This is a genomic window from Streptomyces sp. NPDC048275 (assembly GCF_040652275.1).
Classification (GTDB): Bacteria; Actinomycetota; Actinomycetes; order Streptomycetales; family Streptomycetaceae; genus Streptomyces.
Genome location: NZ_JBEZLR010000077.1, coordinates 14,539 through 30,862 on the forward strand (window position 1 = coordinate 14,539; position 16,324 = coordinate 30,862).

The window sequence follows — 16,324 nt, forward strand, 5'->3', positions numbered from 1 at the left end:
ACACCCACCGGATCCACTGCCTCAGGCCGCCCGATAAGCCGCCCGATAAGCCGCTGTGAGCTTCTCCACCGCCGCTCCGTACCGGCCCGTCAGCAGCAGATGGTCCGCGTCGGCGAAGGGCTTCGCCACCGCCGCCGTGATGTTCTGGCCCACCTTCTGCTGCACGATCAGCCGCGCCTTGCCGACGAGCGCGCGGCCTTCCTCCTCCGCGCCGGCCCTCTCGGCCACGGCGACCGCGATCCCGAGCGCCTTGAGGGTGGCGCTCCCGCCCTCCGGCACCTTCGTCAGCGTCGTCAGTCCCCAGCCGTACGGGAACTGCGGATCGTACGAGGCGTCGCCGACGTTGATCGGCAGCTGAGCCTCCGACTTGGGCCAGGTGACGGGAAGCCGGCCGGTGAAGGCCCGCTTGCCGTACAGCACGTCCGCCACGCCGTCGCCCTCGCTGCCCGGCAGCCAGGAGGCGACGAGCGCGTCGATGTCGCCGAGCCGGTCCCCGATGAGCTGCGGGCGCCCGGACACGATCAGCACCGCGCACTTCATGGCGCCGCACACCTTGTCCACGGCGGCCTTGTCGGCGGCGGTCAGCACCAGGTCGTTGCCGTTGCCGACATCGCCGACACCCTCGGCGTACGGGGTCTCGCCGACGACGACCACACCCACGTCGTAGCCGCCGGTGGGCGCCGAGGCGTCCTTCGAGTAGGTGACGTCACCGCCCGCGCGCCGCATCCCCTCCAGGATCGTCGTGCCGTCGGTGATCTTTCCGGACGAGCCCTGCCAGGTGATGGTCCAGCCGCCGCTCTGGTTGCCGAGGTCGTCGGCGTTGGAACCGGCGACGTACACCTGCTGGGACTTCTTGAGAGGCAGGACGCCGCCCGCGTTCTTGAGGAGGACCTGCGACTCGGCCGCCGCCTCGCGGGCCACGGCCCGGTGTTCGGGCGAGCCGATGTCCGCCGCCCCGCTCGTGTCGGCGTACGGCTTCTCGAAGAGGCCGAGCTTGAACTTCTGCGTGAGGATGCGCGATACGGCGTCGTCCACGCGCTCCTCGCTGATCCGGCCGGCCTGAACCTCGTCGATCAACGTCGTACGGAAGTCCTTGTACGCATACGGGACCATGATCATGTCGAGGCCCGCGTTGATGGATGTACGGACGTCGGAGGCGTAGTCGCCGGGGATCTGGTCGATGCCCGCCCAGTCGCTGATGACGAAGCCGTCGAAGTCCATCTCGTCCTTCAACACCCCGTTGATGAGCGCCGCGTTGGCGTGCATCTTCACCGGGCCGGCGTCGTCGCCGAGGATGTCGAGCGATGAGTACGAAGGCATGACCGAGCCTACGCCGCGGTCCACGGCGTCCTGGTACGGCGCGAGGTGCACGGCCTCCAGCTCCTGCTGGGTGACCTTGGTGATGCCCTGATCAATGGTGTACGTGCCCGAGGTGGACGAGCCGTACTCGGTGCCGCCGTCGCCGACGAAGTGCTTGGCGGTGGCGAGCACCTTGTCGCCGTCGCTCAGGTCCTTGCCGTTCGCGCGGCCTTGGAGGCCCTGGATGATTGTTTCCATGGACTCGACGAGGGCCGGGTCCTCGCCGAAGGACTCGTAACTGCGGCCCCAGCGTTCGTCGCGGGTCACGCACAGGCAGGGCGCGAAGTCCCACGGGATGCCGGTGGCGCGGACCTCGGCGGCGGTCACCGCGCCGGTCTCCTGGGCGAGCTGGGGATCACGGGTGGCGCCGATGCCGATGTTGTGCGGCATGACCGTCGCGCCGACGAGGTTGTTGTGACCGTGCACCGCGTCCACGCCGTAGATCAGCGGGATCTGGAACCGCGTCGCCTGCGCCCGAAGCTGGAAGGAGTCGATCATCTTCGCCCACGCCTCGGGGGTGTTGGGCGTGGGGGTCGAGCCGCCGCCGGAGAGGAGCGAACCGAGGGCGTACGTCGCGATGTCGCCCTGCGAGGTGATCGCGCCCCGCTCGGCCTGGGTCATCTGACCGGCCTTCTCCTCCAGGGACAGCCGGGAGACGAGGTCGGCGACGCGCTTCTTCACCGACAGCTTCGGGTCCAGGTACGGGAGCCCGTGTGCGTCGACGACGACCTGCGGGGTCTCGGCCGGGGCCTTGGCTCCGGTGACCGTCAGCTTCAGGGGGATCGTCTCGGCGGACTCCCCGGACCTGTCCTTGAGGGTGGTCACGGAGACGGTGCGCGAGGTGCCGGAGGCCGTGCCCGCCGGGAAGGTGATCGAGCCCTTGACGGGTTTGTAGTCCTTGCCGGAGTCTGCGGTGCCGCCGGCCGTCTCGTACGCGACGGTCACCGGCTCGTCGAGCGGAACGGCGCCGGTGGTGGCGACGGAGACCTTGACGTCGGCCTTGCCGCCCTCCTTGACCGGGTAGACCGCGGAGTCGGTGACGACGCTCGCGCGCAGCGCCGGGTCGGCGGTGCCGTACAGCTCGACGTCGTCGATGGCGAACTGGCTCTTGAGGCCGACGGGAAGCGTGACGGAGTAGCCCCACATCTCCGTGAGGCCGAGGATCTGGTCGATGCCGCCCACGGGCTGGTAGTCCGTGCGATAGGCGAAGTCGGTGAAGGGAATCTCGATCTGTTTCCAGCCGGTGAAGTCGTCCGTGAAGGACGTCGTCCACAGCTCGGAGGCACCGCCGTTCGCGCCGCCGTCCTTGATCTCGAAGGGGATCTTCTTACCGTTGTTCTGGCCGTCCCACCAGAAGCGGATGCCCTTGTGCGCGGACCAGTCGTGGGCCGGCTGACCGGAGGCGAAGTCGTGACTGAAGCCGCCGTAGCCGCTGATGTCGTAGGCGCCGGTGAGGACCTTGGCGCCTTCGGGGGCGTCGGCGCGGGCGGTCAGGGCCAGTTGGGGCGGATCGTCGGTGTCGCCGCCCCACGTGAAGATGCCTTCGGCGGGCGGATTCGCGAACGGGACCTCGCCCTCGAAGGCGTCGACGGGAACAGGAGGCGGGTCGTCGGCTCCGGCGGCGGCCGACGCGGAGGCCAGGGGCAGCAACCCAGTGAGCAAGGCGGCGGACACGAGCAGGGCGGTTCTTCGCATGGACCTTCCCTCGACTCTCGTTGATCCTCTTGGTTCCTCTTGGTTCCTGTTCGTTCCTGTTGTAAATCCTCTTCAACGTTCTTGAGATCTCGTCAAGCGCACTTCAGTACTCTTACGACTTAGATCACGCCGTGAGTTAACTGGCGTCCCGGCAAACCGTCAAGACCTCACGTCAGAACCGGTACACGGGCAATTGACGGCTGGATCAGGGCCATTGTTCCTTCAGTCTCTGAACGCGCACCCCCTTGACGCGCGTCCGCGGCCGTCATTTACTCACGCCTCGCACGCCCCATCCCCCACCTCCAGAAGGGCCGCGCACCCATGAGCCCCACGAGCACGGCAAGATCCCTGAAGAGAACGGGCCGAGCGGCCCGGCTGCTCGTCGCCGGGCTGTTGACGACGGCCGGACTCGGCGCCGTCGGCAGCGCTCCCGCGCACGCGGCGGGCGAACAGGTCACCGCCTACCTGACCACGACGGACGACACCGGCGGCCGCCATGTCCTACGCGGATTGCAGCCGCAAACCCCCTTCGCCTTCCAGGCCGGCAGTGGCGGAACCGGCGACAACATCACCGTGGACGAGAACACCCGGTACCAGACGTTCACCGGCGGCGGCGCCTCCTTCACCGACACCGCCGCCTGGCTGATGAACAGCAGCGGGGCGCTGACACCGACCGCACGCAACGCCGCGATGACGAAGCTGTTCTCGCCGACGGAAGGGATCGGGCTGTCGTTCGTACGCAATCCGATGGGCGCGTCGGACCTCGCGCGGTACGGGTACTCGTACGACGACGTGCCGGCCGGCCAGACGGACCCGACCCTCGCCCAGTTCTCCATCTCACACGACCTGGCCGACGTCGTACCGCTGACCAAGCAGGCGCGCCAGCTCAATCCCGCACTGACCGTGATGGCCTCGCCGTGGACGGCACCGGCCTGGATGAAGGACAGCGGGTCGCTCAACGGCGGCTGGCTGAAGGCGGAGAACTACGGGGCCTATGCCTCGTACTTCGTGAAATACCTGCAGGCGTACCAGGCTCAGGGCGTGCCCGTCTCGTATGTCACGGTGCAGAACGAGCCGACGTGCTGCTCCGGGTACCCCTCGATGAGCTGGAACGCCTCCGGGCTCGCCTACTTCACCAAGAGCGAGCTACTGCCGAAGCTCCAGGCGGCGGGTCTGTCGACCAAGGTCCTCGCCCATGACTGGAACTGGGACGTGTACGACTCGTACGCCGCCTCGACGGTCGGCGACGCGGCGGTCCGCACGCACCCGAACTTCGGCGGGGTCGCGTGGCACGGCTACGGCGGTGACGTCACCAAGCAGACCACCGTCCACAACCAGTACCCCACGCTCGACGCCTTCGGAACCGAGCACTCCGGAGGCACCTGGATCGCCAACCAGCAGCGCGAGGACATGCTCAACATCGTCGACTACACCCGGAACTGGGCGAAGTCGGTGACGAAGTGGTCACTGGCCGTGGACCAGAACATGGGGCCGCACAACGGTGGCTGCGGCACCTGCACCGGTCTCGTCACCGTCCACAACGGTGACGCGCAGAGCGGGCAGGTCGACTACACCATCGAGTACTACACGATGGGGCACCTCACGAAGTTCGTGAAGCCGGGCGCTCAGCGCATCGCCTCCACGGCGAGCACATCCGTGCCGAATGTCGCGTGGCGGAACCCGGACGGGTCGAAGGCGCTGATCGCGTACAACGACGCGGCCACCGCGAAGACGGTGACGATCAACTGGGGTTCGCAGCACGCGACCTACTCGCTTCCCGGCAAGACCTCGGCAACCTTTACCTGGTCCGGGACGCAGGCCGGTGGCGGCGACCAGAGCGGGGCCTTTGTGGGGCTGGCAGGCAAGTGCCTTGACGTGGCGGGTGGTTCGTCGGCCAACGGAACCGCCGTGCAGCTCTACGACTGCAACGGCTCGACCGCGCAGAACTGGACGGTCAAGGCCGACGGGTCGGTTCAGGCCCTCGGGAAGTGCCTTGACGTCACCTCGGCGTCCACCGCTGATGGGGCGCAGCTTCAGCTCTACGACTGCAACGGGACGGGGGCTCAGCGGTGGTCGTACAACTCCGCCACCGGGGATGTCGTCAATACCGCGGCGAACAAGTGCCTTGATGTGACCGGGAATTCGTCGACGAACGGGGCTCGGGCGCAGATCTGGAGCTGCACGGGGGCTGCCAACCAGAAGTGGCATTTGCAGTAGGGGGTGCGGGGCGGGCGGGGGGGGGGGGATTTCTTCGCCCCCGCCCGTCCCTTGTTCCTGACCCCGCTCCTCAAACGCCGGAGGGGCTGATTCCCAGGCCCTTACTCCGCCGGCTCCACCCCGGCCCGCAGCAGACCGTACGTGTACGCGTCCTCCAGGGCCTGCCAGGACGCGGCGATCACGTTCTCCGCGACGCCGACCGTGGACCATTCACCGGCGCCGTCCGAGGTGGAGATCAGCACGCGCGTCGTGGACTGGGTGCCGTGCTTGCCCTCCAGGATGCGGACCTTGTAGTCCACCAGCTCCAGCTGGGCGAGCTGCGGGTAGATCTTCTCCAGAGCGACGCGCAGGGCACGGTCGAGGGCGTTCACCGGGCCGTTGCCCTCCGCCGTCGCGACGATGCGCTCGCCCTTGGCGTAGAGCTTGACCGTGGCCTCGTTGGCGTGGGTGCCGTCGGGGCGGTCCTCGACGATCGCGCGCCAGGACTCCACCTGGAAGTACGTGCGGGCCCGGCCCTCGGCCTCCTCGCGGAGCAGCAGCTCGAAGCTGGCGTCCGCCGCCTCGTACGTGTAGCCCTTCAGCTCGCGTTCCTTGACGCGCCCCACGACCCGGCCCACCAGCTCGCGGTCGTCGCCGAGGTCGATGCCGAGTTCCTTGCCCTTGAGCTCGATCGACGCGCGGCCCGCCATGTCGGAGACCAGCATCCGCATGGTGTTGCCGACCCGCTCGGGGTCGATGTGCTGGTAGAGGTCCGGGTCGACCTTGATCGCGGAGGCGTGCAGGCCGGCCTTGTGCGCGAAGGCCGAGACACCGACGTACGGCTGGTGGGTGGAGGGGGTCAGGTTCACCACCTCGGCGATCGCGTGCGAGATCCTCGTCATCTCGCGCAGGGCGCCGTCGGGCAGGACCTTCTTGCCGTACTTCAGTTCCAGTGCCGCCACGACCGGGAAGAGGTTCGAGTTGCCGACCCGCTCGCCGTAGCCGTTCGCCGTGCACTGGACGTGGGTCGCGCCCGCGTCCACCGCCGCCAGGGTGTTCGCGACCGCGCAGCCCGTGTCGTCCTGGGCGTGCATACCGAGCCGGGCACCGGTGTCCGCGAGGACCGTGCCGACGACCGCCTGGACCTGGGCCGGGAGCATGCCGCCGTTGGTGTCGCACAGGATGACGACGTCGGCCCCCGCGTCGGAGGCGGCCCGTACGACGGCTTTCGCGTACTCCGGGTTCGCCCGGTAGCCGTCGAAGAAGTGCTCGCAGTCGACGAACACGCGGCGGCCCTGCGAACGCAGGTACGAGACGGTGTCGCGGACCATCTCGAGGTTCTCGTCGAGGGTGGTGCGCAGGGCCAGCTCGACATGGCGGTCATGGGACTTGGCCACCAGGGTGATCACCTGGGCGCCGGAGTCCAGCAGCGCCTTGACCTGCGGGTCCTCGCTCGCCTTGCCCCCGGCCCGGCGGGTGGCGCCGAACGCCACCAACTGGGCGTGCTTGAAGTCGATCTCCTGCTGGGCGCGGGCGAAGAACTCGGTGTCGCGCGGGTTGGCGCCGGGCCAGCCGCCCTCGATGAAGCCCACCCCGAAGTCGTCCAGGTGCCGTGCGATGGCCAGCTTGTCCGCCACGGTGAGGTTGATGCCCTCACGCTGCGCGCCGTCGCGCAGGGTCGTGTCGAAGACGTGGAACGAATCGTCGAGCTCGCTGGTTTCGGTCATGGTCTCTGGCTCCTGTGTTGGATCTCGGTCTGTACCGGAATGACCGGCTCCACCATCCCCCAATGATCCCTCGCGCTCCCTTCCCGGCTTGCGGTGGGCCAGGAAAACGAAAAACCTCTCGCGGGTGCGAGAGGTCTGCGCGCGGGTCGAGGATGACGGTGCCCGCCCGTACGTGGTGGTACGTGGCGGTCACTGCGGACCGGCGCGCCTGCTGCCAATAATCGTGGCGAACGAGAGCACGGGGGCAGTCTGGCACAAGCTCCACCCCCGGGCCCATATCGTCTCAGGATGCGAGCCGCGCCTCGGACTCCGAGGTCGGCTTGTGGCCGCCCTGCCCGACCCGGTTCAGGTCCAGATCGCGGGTCTCGCGCATGCCGACGTACACCACCAGCGACACCGCCGCGCAGCCCGCCACGTACCAGTAGAAGCCGGACTCGACGCCCGCGTCCTTGAACCACAGGGCGACGTATTCGGCCGTGCCGCCGAAGAGGGCGTTGGCGATGGCGTACGGGAGGGCGACGCCGAGGGCGCGGACGCCGGTCGGGAAGAGCTCGGCCTTCACGCAGGCGTTGATCGAGGTGTAGCCCGTGACCACGACCAGGGCCAGGAGAGCCAGGCCCAACGCGGGCCAGAAGCCGCCCACGTGCTTCAGCATCGTCATGATCGGGACCGTCAGGAAGGTCGAGCCGACCGCGAAGGTGATCAGCAGCGGGCGGCGGCCGATACGGTCGGAGAGGTGGCCGGCGAGCGGCTGCAGACAGGCGAAGACGATCAGCGCGGAGAAGGAGACGAGGGTCGCGGTCTCCTTCGGCAGGCCCGCCGAGTTCGACAGGTACTTCGTCAGATACGTGGTGTACGTGTAGTACGCGACCGTGCCGCCCATCGTGAGCGCGATGACCAGGAAGGCCTCCCGCCGGTACTGCCACAGCGCGCGCACCGTGCCCCGCTCCGCGCCGGACGCCGCCTGCCCGCCGGACGCGGCCTCCTCGTACACCTCCGTCTCCAGCATCGTGCGCCGCAGGTAGAAGACGACCGCGGCGCCGAGCGCGCCCACCACGAAGGGGATGCGCCAGCCCCAGCTGTGCAGGGCGCCGTCCGACAGGGTGCGCTGGAGGATGATCAGCAGACCGAGGCCGAGGATCTGACCCGCTGTCATCGACACGTACTGGAAGCTGGACGCGAGGCCGCGCCGCTTCGGGTCGGAGGCCTCGGTGAGGTAGGTCGCGCTGGCCGCGTACTCGCCGCCCACCGACAGCCCTTGCAGCAGGCGGGCGATAAGGAGGACGACCGCGCCGCCGTAGCCCGCCACCGCGTAGGTCGGCGCGAAGGCGATGAGGACGGCCGACAGCGACATCAGGGTGACGGTCAGCGTCAGCGCGGTCTTGCGGCCTCTACGGTCGGCGACCCGGCCGAGCAGCCAGCCGCCGACCGGGCGCATGAAGAAGCCGACCGCGAAGATGCCCGCGGTGTTCATGAGCTGTGCGGTGGGGTTCCCGTCCGGGAAGAACGCCCCGGCGAAGTACGTCGCGAAGCTCGCGTACACGAACCAGTCGAACCACTCCACCATGTTGCCGGCCGAGCCGACCCAGATCTTCTTCCACTGCTCTCGTCCCATGAGCCGTAACGTGCCCGTTGCGCACGGTCACCACAAGGGTGCCTCGAGTTTCGTTCATTGCGTTCACGGCAGATGGCGCAGGAAGACGTCGGCGACGCCGTTCGGGTCCCCGGGCACCAGATCCGACGCAGCGGAGACCGGCCGGTCGCCTGACGCTGAGCTGGACCATGCCCGTCGTCGGCCTCGGTCCGCGCGCCGGTCGTGCGGTCGGCCCCAGACGCTGCCCGTGCCGTTGTGCTGCCGTTGTCCTGGTAGGCGACTTGACATGCTCCCCGGGCTGGAGCCCGGGGATTCTGGCCGTCCCTGCCGGTTGTGGTGCCGCTACGCGGCACGGTGTCCGGTGGGGATTCCGTGGCTTCCTGTTTCTTCGCGCTGTGCCGGGATCGCTCCCGGTCTTACCGGCGCTCCGCAGGCCGATGCCGCCAGTCCGGCGGCCGTCTTGACGTTGCGTGCAGCGTTGACGTCCCGGTCGTGGACCGCGCCGCAGGTGGTACAGGTCCACTCCCGTACGTGCAGGGGTTTCGGTCCGTCCTTAGCCCCACAGGTGGAGCAGACCTGGCTGGTCGGCTCGAACCTGCCGATCTTCACCAGGGTGCGCCCGTACCGGGCCGCCTTGTAGGCCAGCATGGCGAGGAAGGAGCCCCAGCCAGAAAGGTCCAGCTCCAGGAGCTTTTGGTACACGGTCTCGTCGAGGTGGGGGCCGAGGATGATGTCGAGCCCACTCCCGGCCGTGGGCCTGAGCAGGGAAACGGCGGGGGCCGACTCGCATGGCCCCGGACCGGGAGAAACGACGGGGCCCGCCCCGGTTCGCCCGGCGCGGACCCCGTCTCGTTCACGTCAGCCCAGCGGATGCATCCAGCCGTGCTTGTCCTCGCCGACGCCTCGCTGGATGTCGAGGAGCGCCTCGCGCAGCTTCAGCGTGACCGGGCCGGGTTCGCCGCCGCTCTGCTGCCATTGCGTGCTGGTGCGCTTGACCGTGCCTACCGGGGTGATGACCGCGGCCGTGCCGCAGGCGAAGACCTCGGTCAGGGTGCCGTTCTGCGCGTCTCGCTGCCACTGGTCGATGGAGACGCGGCCCTCCTCGGACGCGTAGCCGAGGTCGCGGGCGACGGTGAGGAGGGAGTCGCGGGTGACACCTTCGAGGATGGAGCCGGTGAGGGAGGGGGTGATGATCACCGGCTTTTCGTTGGCTTCGGCGCCGTACACGAAGTACAGGTTCATGCCGCCCAGTTCCTCGACCCACTTGTGCTCGACCGCGTCGAGGTAGCAGACCTGGGCGCAGCCCTTCTCGGCGGCCTCGGCCTGGGCGAGGAGGGAGGCCGCGTAGTTGCCGCCCGTCTTGGCGTCGCCCATGCCGCCGGGGACGGCGCGGACGTGGTCCTCGGAGAGCCAGATCGACACCGGCTTCACGCCGCCCGGGAAGTACGCGCCGGCGGGGGACGCGATGACCAGGAACAGGTACTCGTTGGCGGGCTTCACGCCCAGGCCGACCTCGGTCGCGATCATGAACGGGCGGAGGTAGAGGGACTCCTCGCCGCCGTGGGCCGGGACCCAGGCCTGGTCCTGCCGCACCAGGACGTCACAGGCCTCGATGAACGTCTCCACCGGCAGCTCCGGCATTCCCAGCCGCCGCGCGGAGGCCTGGAAGCGCTTGGCGTTCTTGTCCGGGCGGAAGGTGGCGACGGAGCCGTCGGGCTGGCGGTACGCCTTGAGGCCCTCGAAGATCTCCTGCGCGTAGTGCAGGGTCATGTTCGCCGGGTCGAGGGAGAGCGGGCCGTACGGAACGAGCTGGCCGTCGTGCCAGCCCCGGCCCTCGGTCCACTTGATCGTCACCATGTGGTCGGTGAAGTAGCGGCCGAACCCGGGGTTGGCGAGGATGGCCTCGCGCTCCGCAGTCGAACGGGGCTGCGAAGAGGGCTTGAGCTCGATCGTGGGCGTCGTCATGAGTGGTTGTCCTTCACCGGTTGTGTGTGACGGGCCGCGCTCACGTCCGTACTGCCAGTGGCCAGTGCCAGGACGCCCGAGCATTCCCTCATTCCGCGGCTCCGCGTTCGATTATCGCGCGTGGAGAACCGTGGACGAAAACAGTGCGAATGCGGCCCTTGGGATTGCCCAGGGTTTGATGGTGGCACCCGGCGAGGGCATAGGAAAAGCCGCCGGGTGCGGATGCGACCCGGCGGCTCCTACGAAACGTGAGTGGCGCGGGGTCAGCCGGCTACTCGTACGGCGAGCGCGTCGCCGATTTCGTCGGTGCTTCGGGCGGGCTTCCCGACGCGCTCGGCGAGGTCGGCGGAGACGGCGTCCTCGATACGGACCGCCTCGGCCTCGTAGCCGAGGTGGCGCAGCAGGAGGGCGACGGACAGGACGGTGGCGCTGGGGTCGGCCTTGCCCTGGCCCGCGATGTCGGGCGCCGAGCCGTGCACGGGCTCGAACATCGAGGGGAACTCGCCGCTCGGGTTGATGTTGCCGGAGGCGGCGACGCCGATGCCGCCGGAGACGGCCGCGGCGAGGTCGGTGATGATGTCGCCGAAGAGGTTGTCGGTGACGATCACGTCGAAGCGCCCGGGGTCCGTGACGAGGTAGATCGTCGCGGCGTCGACGTGGATGTAGTCGGTGGTGACCTCGGGGAAGTCCACGGCCACCTTGTTGAAGATGTTCGTCCACAGGTGACCGGCGAAGGTCAGCACGTTGTTCTTGTGGACCAGCGTCAGCTTCTTGCGCGGGCGGGCCTGGGCGCGGGCGAAGGCGTCCCGGACGACGCGCTCGACACCGAAGGCCGTGTTCACGGAGACCTCGGTGGCGACCTCGTGCGGGGTGCCCTTGCGGATGGTGCCGCCGTTGCCGGTGTACGGGCCCTCGGTGCCCTCACGGACCACGACGAAGTCGATCTCCGGCTGGCCGGCGAGCGGGGTGGCGACACCCGGAAGGAGCTTCGACGGACGCAGGTTGACGTGGTGGTCGAAGAGGAAGCGGAGCTTCAGCAGAAAGCCGCGCTCCAGGACGCCGGAGGGGACCGACGGGTCACCGATCGCGCCGAGCAGGATCGCGTCGTGCTGCTTGAGGGCTTGGGCGTCCGCGTCGGTGAGGGTCTCACCGGTGGCGTGGTAGCGCTTGGCGCCGAAGTCGAACTCCTTGGTCTCCAGCTTCACATCCTGCGGGAGGACGGCGGAGAGGACCTTCAGACCCTGGGCCACGACCTCCTGGCCGATGCCGTCACCGGGGATCACTGCGAGATTGATGCTGCGAGACATGAAGGCACCGTACTCCCAGTCCCATGGAATGACACGAGGTGTCCGCCATACGGACGCCGTCGAGTGTCGCGGGGGGGATCGTCGGCCTGCGTTCACCCGTATGTATGGCGGACGTTGGGACTTGCTGGGAAGTTCCCAGCCATGGACACCCCTGATGTCGGTATTCCCGAGCAGCTCGCACGCCGGATGAGCATGGCGGAGCAGCACGAGTATCTGCGGACGAAACTCACGCGCCGCCGCGCGCTGGTGACGGCGGGCGTGTTCGCGGGCGGCGGGCTCCTGGCCGGCTGCTCATCGGCATCGGCATCGGGTACGGCGAAACGCACCTCCGCCGCGCTCTCGACATCGGCATCGGCGCGCCCCGCCACCGGGCAGGTGCACGGCTCGGTCGTCGCGCCCTTCGGCCGCCATCTCGCCTTCGGCGCCGACCCGAAGACCCAGATGCGCATCTCCTGGCAGGTCCCCTTCGCGGTCAAGAAGCCCTACGTGCGCGTGGGCCTGACACCCTGGGGACTGAGCCGGAAGATCACGGCCGAGGTCCGCGCCCTGCACACGCCGGGGTTGAAGGGCGTACGACTCGCCCTCGACCAGTACTACCTGCACGCGGCGCTGGACGGCCTGCGCCCCGGAACGACGTACTACTACGGCGTCGGCCACGAGGGCTTCGACCCCGCGTCCCGGGAGCGGCACTCCACCATCGGCTCCTTCCGCACGGCGCCCGCCCGGCCGCCCAAGAAGTTCGTGTTCACCGCCTTCGGCGACCAAGGCGTCACCGCCGACGCGCTCGCCAACGACCGTACGATCCTCGGCCGGCACCCGTCGTTCCATCTGCACGCGGGTGACATCTGCTACGCGGACGTCAACGGCCAGGGCAAGAAGTCGGACGGCTACGACCCCTCCGACTGGGACCGGTTCCTCAAGCAGACCGAGTCGGTGGCGAAGTCGGTGCCGTGGATGGTGACGACCGGCAACCACGACATGGAGGCGTGGTACTCGCCGAACGGGTACGGGGGCCAGTCGGCCCGCTGGACCCTCCCCGGCAACGGCTTCGACGCACGCAACGCGCCGGGCGTCTACTCCTTCACGTACGGCAATGTCGGGATCGTGGCGCTGGACGCGAACGACGTGTCGAACGAGATCCCCGCCAACAAGGGCTACACGGGCGGGCTGCAGACGGCCTGGCTCGACAGGCGGCTCGGGGAACTGCGCAAGTCGGTCGACTTCGTCGTGGTCTTCTTCCACCACTGCACGTACTCGACGTCGACCCACGCCTCCGACGGGGGCGTACGGGACGCCTGGCTGCCGCTGTTCACCAAGCACCAGGTGGACCTGGTGATCAACGGGCACAACCACGTGTACGAACGGACCGACGCCATCAAGGGCGGCAAGGTGGGCAGGCGGGTGCCGATCGGCGCGTCGACCGATCCGACGCGGGACGGGATCGTGTACGTCACGGCGGGCGGGGCGGGCAAGAGCCTGTACAGCTTTCCCGCCGGGGTCAAGGACAGCTACGAGGGGAAGGTCGCCGACCGCGAGTCCGTGGACACCTTCCACTGGACGAAGTCACAGCAGCAGAAGAAGGACACCGTGGAGTGGTCGCGGGTGCGGTACACCGGCTACTCCTTCCTCTCGGTGGAGGCGGAGGCGGGCACTGCTCCCCGGCTCAAGGTGTCGGCGCTCGCGCAGAACGGCAGGCGCATCGACTACTTCGAGGTGCGGCGAAGTGCCTGAGCACTCGAAGGTGCGGCGCGATGGCTGAGCACCTCGAGGTGCGACGCGGGGTGTGAACCCCGCGTCGCACCTCGTGCGGGTGCGGCTCCCGGTATGTGGTGACGCACTGACGGGCCGGTGATCCTCAGTGACCCGTCTCGCCGCCGTTGTCCCTGCGGTCGAGGGCGCGCTGGAGCGCGGCGGCGGCGTTCTTGCGGTCGGACTCGCTCGTACGGGAAACGCGGCGGACTCGGCGGACGGTCGTCTCGGCCATGGTGAATCGACTCCTTGCCTCCGGGAGGCCCCAGAAGGGCGGCCGGAAGTGCGGTGAGGGCTTTTACGAGACGCCGGAGGGGCGGGAAGCGCGGTGCCGCAGGGGTTGCCTGCCAAGGGCTCCGGCTCACGACCGCCATTCGCTTGGTCGAGCGAGACGTTCGGCTCCTACAAAGCTAAGCGAGGACGGAGCATCTGTCTCCACAATTACTCGGACTTCCTACTATCTGAGACGGTGGATTGAGTCACACTCCGGTGACCTGCGCTTTCGCCGTCCGTGGCGTCAGCGCCCCAGCTCCCGGATGAGCGCGCGGCCCGCGGCCGTCGAGGCGAGTCCGGGCGTGGTGACACGGCCCACGGACCGGGTCGGGCGTTCGGGACCGAGATCGGTGATCTCGGCGGTCCCGGAGTGAGGCTACGCTCCCTCGGTACTGAACCGCTCATCAGCAATCCGATGTCTGTTGCTGTCAGATGCCTTGACATGCCCCAATACCCCCTCCACTCTCACGTTCATCAGTCAGTCATCGGATGACTGCGACAGGAGGGGTTCCACATGGCGGTCCAACCCCGGGCCCGCACCATCGTGTTGACGCTCTGTTCCGCACTCCTCGCGACCACCGCGGCGACGCTTCCGGCCCGTGCCGAAGCCCCCGCGGCCGCGAAGTCCTGGGAGGTCCGCGGTCCGCACGGCTCCCCCACGGCCGTGGTCGCCCTCGACCCGGCCGACGGCAGCCCGACCCTCGCGGTCAGACGCGCGGGCCGCACCGTCCTCGAACCGTCCCCCGTCGGCCTGGTGACCGAACAGTCGGACTTCTCCGAGGGGTTGACCCTCACCGGCCGCTCCGATCGCACGGTCGTCGAGCACTACACCGTCCCGACGGGCAAGTCCCACAAGCGGGACGTCCGGATGACCGAGTCGCGCTTCCGCTTCCGCACGGCGGACGGAGCCCGAATCGACCTGCTGACCCGGGTCGCCGCGGACGGCGTCGCGTATCGCTACGTGCTGCCGGACGATCACGGCGACGTCGTACGCGAGGCCTCCGCCTTCACCTTCCCCACCACCACCGAACCCGTCATCAGCGCCTACCGCCGGGACAACGAACTCCCCTTCGTCCGCTACCAGTCGGCGGCCGCGGTACCGGCGGGCACGTACTCGATGCAGGCCCTGTTCAAGACGGACGGCGGCTACGCCCTGGTCGCCGAGTCGGACCTGAACGGCAGCTACGCCGGCTCCCACCTCACGCATACCGCCGGCTCGCCCACGTTCGGCGTGAGTCCGTGGAACGACGAGCCGATCCAGGTGTCCGGTTCGCTCACCACCCCCTGGCGCGCGGTGATCACCGGTGATCTGGCGACCGTCAGCGAGTCGACGTTCACCGACGACCTCGCTCCCAAGTCCCGTGTCCGTGACACCTCCTGGATCAAACCGGGTCCGGCACTGTGGACCTGGCTCGCGGGCGGCAAGGAAGCCGGGCAGAGCCTGGAGGCGCAGAAGAAGTACGTCGACTACGCGGCCGAGCGGAACTGGCCGTACGAGGTCGTGGACGCGGGCTGGTACTTCAAGCCCGACGAGTGGGAGGTCATCGACCCGAACTGGCAGACCGAGAACTGGATGCCCGAGCTGGTGCGCTACGGCAAGGAACGCGGCGTAGAGATCCAGGTCTGGCTCCACTACTCGCTCCTCACCGACCCCGTCGAGCGGGAGAAGTGGCTGTCCACGCTGGAGCGTTGGGGCGTCAAGGGCGTGAAGATCGACTTCATGGACTCGGAGTCCCAGGAGCGGATGCGCTGGTACGACGACGTCCTCGCGGCCACCGCGAAGCACCACCTGTTGGTCAACTTCCACGGCTCCACGATCCCCAAGGGCATCCAGCGCACCTGGCCGCACGTGATGACGCTGGAGGGCGTCGGCGGTGAGGAGAAGCGCAACAACACCGCCGCGCAGCTGGCCTCGCTCCCCTTCACCCGTAACGTCATCGGCTCCATGGACTTCACGCCGGGCGCCTTCCACCGCCCGTACCGGCCCAACGTGAACTCCGACGCGGGCGAGCTGGGCCTCACGGTCCTGTACGAGTCCGGCATCCAGAACCTCGCCGGCACCCCCGAGTCGTACGAGGCCCGTCCGCAGGCCCGCCGCTATCTGGAGCAGCTGCCGAGCGGGTGGGAGGAGACCCGCCTCCTCACCGGCGACCCCGGCCGCTCAGCCGTCCTGGCCCGTCGTGCGGCCGACGGCCGCTGGTTCATCGGCGGTACGTTCGCGGGCGCGGCCCAGAACGTCGACGTACCCATGCGTCTCGGGTCGGGCAAGTGGCTCGTGGAGACCGTGACCGACGGCCCGTCGGGCCTGGTCCGGGAACCGCACGTCGTCCGCGGCGGCGCCACCCTCACCGTGCCCGTCGTGGCGGACGGCGGCTTCGCGGCCCTGGCCTGCCGCTGGTCTCCGGGCCGCACGAGCTGCGACCGCTGACGAGCCGCGACGGCTGACGCGCCGCGACGAC

The 16,324-nt window shown here is 68.9% G+C and carries 9 protein-coding genes and 2 pseudogenes; 3 read left to right on the forward strand and 8 right to left on the reverse strand.

From position 1 onward, the window contains the following. Positions 1–21: 21 nt before the first annotated feature. The gene (locus AB0D57_RS34020) at positions 22–3,054 is read right to left on the reverse strand and encodes a glycoside hydrolase family 3 N-terminal domain-containing protein (protein ID WP_362082013.1); all 3,033 of its coding nucleotides are present in this window, start codon (positions 3,052–3,054) and stop codon (positions 22–24) included. Between the two features lie 321 nt (positions 3,055–3,375). On the opposite strand from AB0D57_RS34020, the gene AB0D57_RS34025 reads away from it, so the two are divergent. Next, a complete protein-coding gene (locus AB0D57_RS34025; protein ID WP_362082016.1) occupies positions 3,376–5,271 on the forward strand; it encodes a ricin-type beta-trefoil lectin domain protein in 1,896 nt (631 codons plus the stop codon). 101 nt (positions 5,272–5,372) lie between these two features. Here AB0D57_RS34025 and cimA read toward each other — a convergent pair whose 3' ends face one another. The 5 genes and pseudogenes from cimA to AB0D57_RS34050 form a co-directional block, all read right to left on the reverse strand. After that, on the reverse strand, positions 5,373–6,977 hold the full coding sequence (cimA, locus tag AB0D57_RS34030) for a citramalate synthase (RefSeq protein ID WP_362082019.1): 1,605 nt from the start codon (positions 6,975–6,977) through the stop codon (positions 5,373–5,375). A 283-nt stretch (positions 6,978–7,260) separates the two neighbouring features. After that, complete coding sequence (locus AB0D57_RS34035) at positions 7,261–8,592, reverse strand: MFS transporter (RefSeq protein ID WP_362082022.1); 1,332 nt, start codon at positions 8,590–8,592, stop codon at positions 7,261–7,263. A 321-nt stretch (positions 8,593–8,913) separates the two neighbouring features. Then, positions 8,914–9,243: pseudogene (locus AB0D57_RS34040) on the reverse strand (zinc ribbon domain-containing protein); the annotation flags it as partial. A 186-nt stretch (positions 9,244–9,429) separates the two neighbouring features. Next, on the reverse strand, positions 9,430–10,536 hold the full coding sequence (locus tag AB0D57_RS34045) for a branched-chain amino acid aminotransferase (RefSeq protein ID WP_362082025.1): 1,107 nt from the start codon (positions 10,534–10,536) through the stop codon (positions 9,430–9,432). Positions 10,537–10,799: 263 nt separating this feature from the next. Continuing rightward, positions 10,800–11,843: a 3-isopropylmalate dehydrogenase gene (locus tag AB0D57_RS34050; protein ID WP_362082028.1), complete on the reverse strand. Its 1,044-nt coding sequence runs from the start codon at positions 11,841–11,843 to the stop codon at positions 10,800–10,802. 141 nt (positions 11,844–11,984) lie between these two features. Here AB0D57_RS34050 and AB0D57_RS34055 point away from each other — a divergent pair, with 141 nt between their 5' ends. Then, positions 11,985–13,574, forward strand: coding sequence for a metallophosphoesterase family protein (locus AB0D57_RS34055; protein WP_362082031.1), 1,590 nt, complete (start codon positions 11,985–11,987; stop codon positions 13,572–13,574). Between the two features lie 124 nt (positions 13,575–13,698). On the opposite strand, the gene AB0D57_RS34060 is transcribed toward AB0D57_RS34055, so the two are convergent. Both AB0D57_RS34060 and AB0D57_RS34065 read right to left on the reverse strand, forming a co-directional pair. Further along, entirely contained in the window at positions 13,699–13,827 is a 129-nt protein-coding gene (locus AB0D57_RS34060) for a hypothetical protein (RefSeq protein WP_362082034.1), read from the reverse strand. A 282-nt stretch (positions 13,828–14,109) separates the two neighbouring features. Then, a pseudogene (locus tag AB0D57_RS34065) lies at positions 14,110–14,229 on the reverse strand (LysR family transcriptional regulator); the annotation flags it as partial. A 150-nt stretch (positions 14,230–14,379) separates the two neighbouring features. Here AB0D57_RS34065 and AB0D57_RS34070 point away from each other — a divergent pair. Further along, positions 14,380–16,293, forward strand: a complete 1,914-nt coding sequence (locus AB0D57_RS34070; protein ID WP_362082037.1) for a glycoside hydrolase family 97 catalytic domain-containing protein — start codon at positions 14,380–14,382, stop codon at positions 16,291–16,293. Positions 16,294–16,324: the final 31 nt, after the last annotated feature.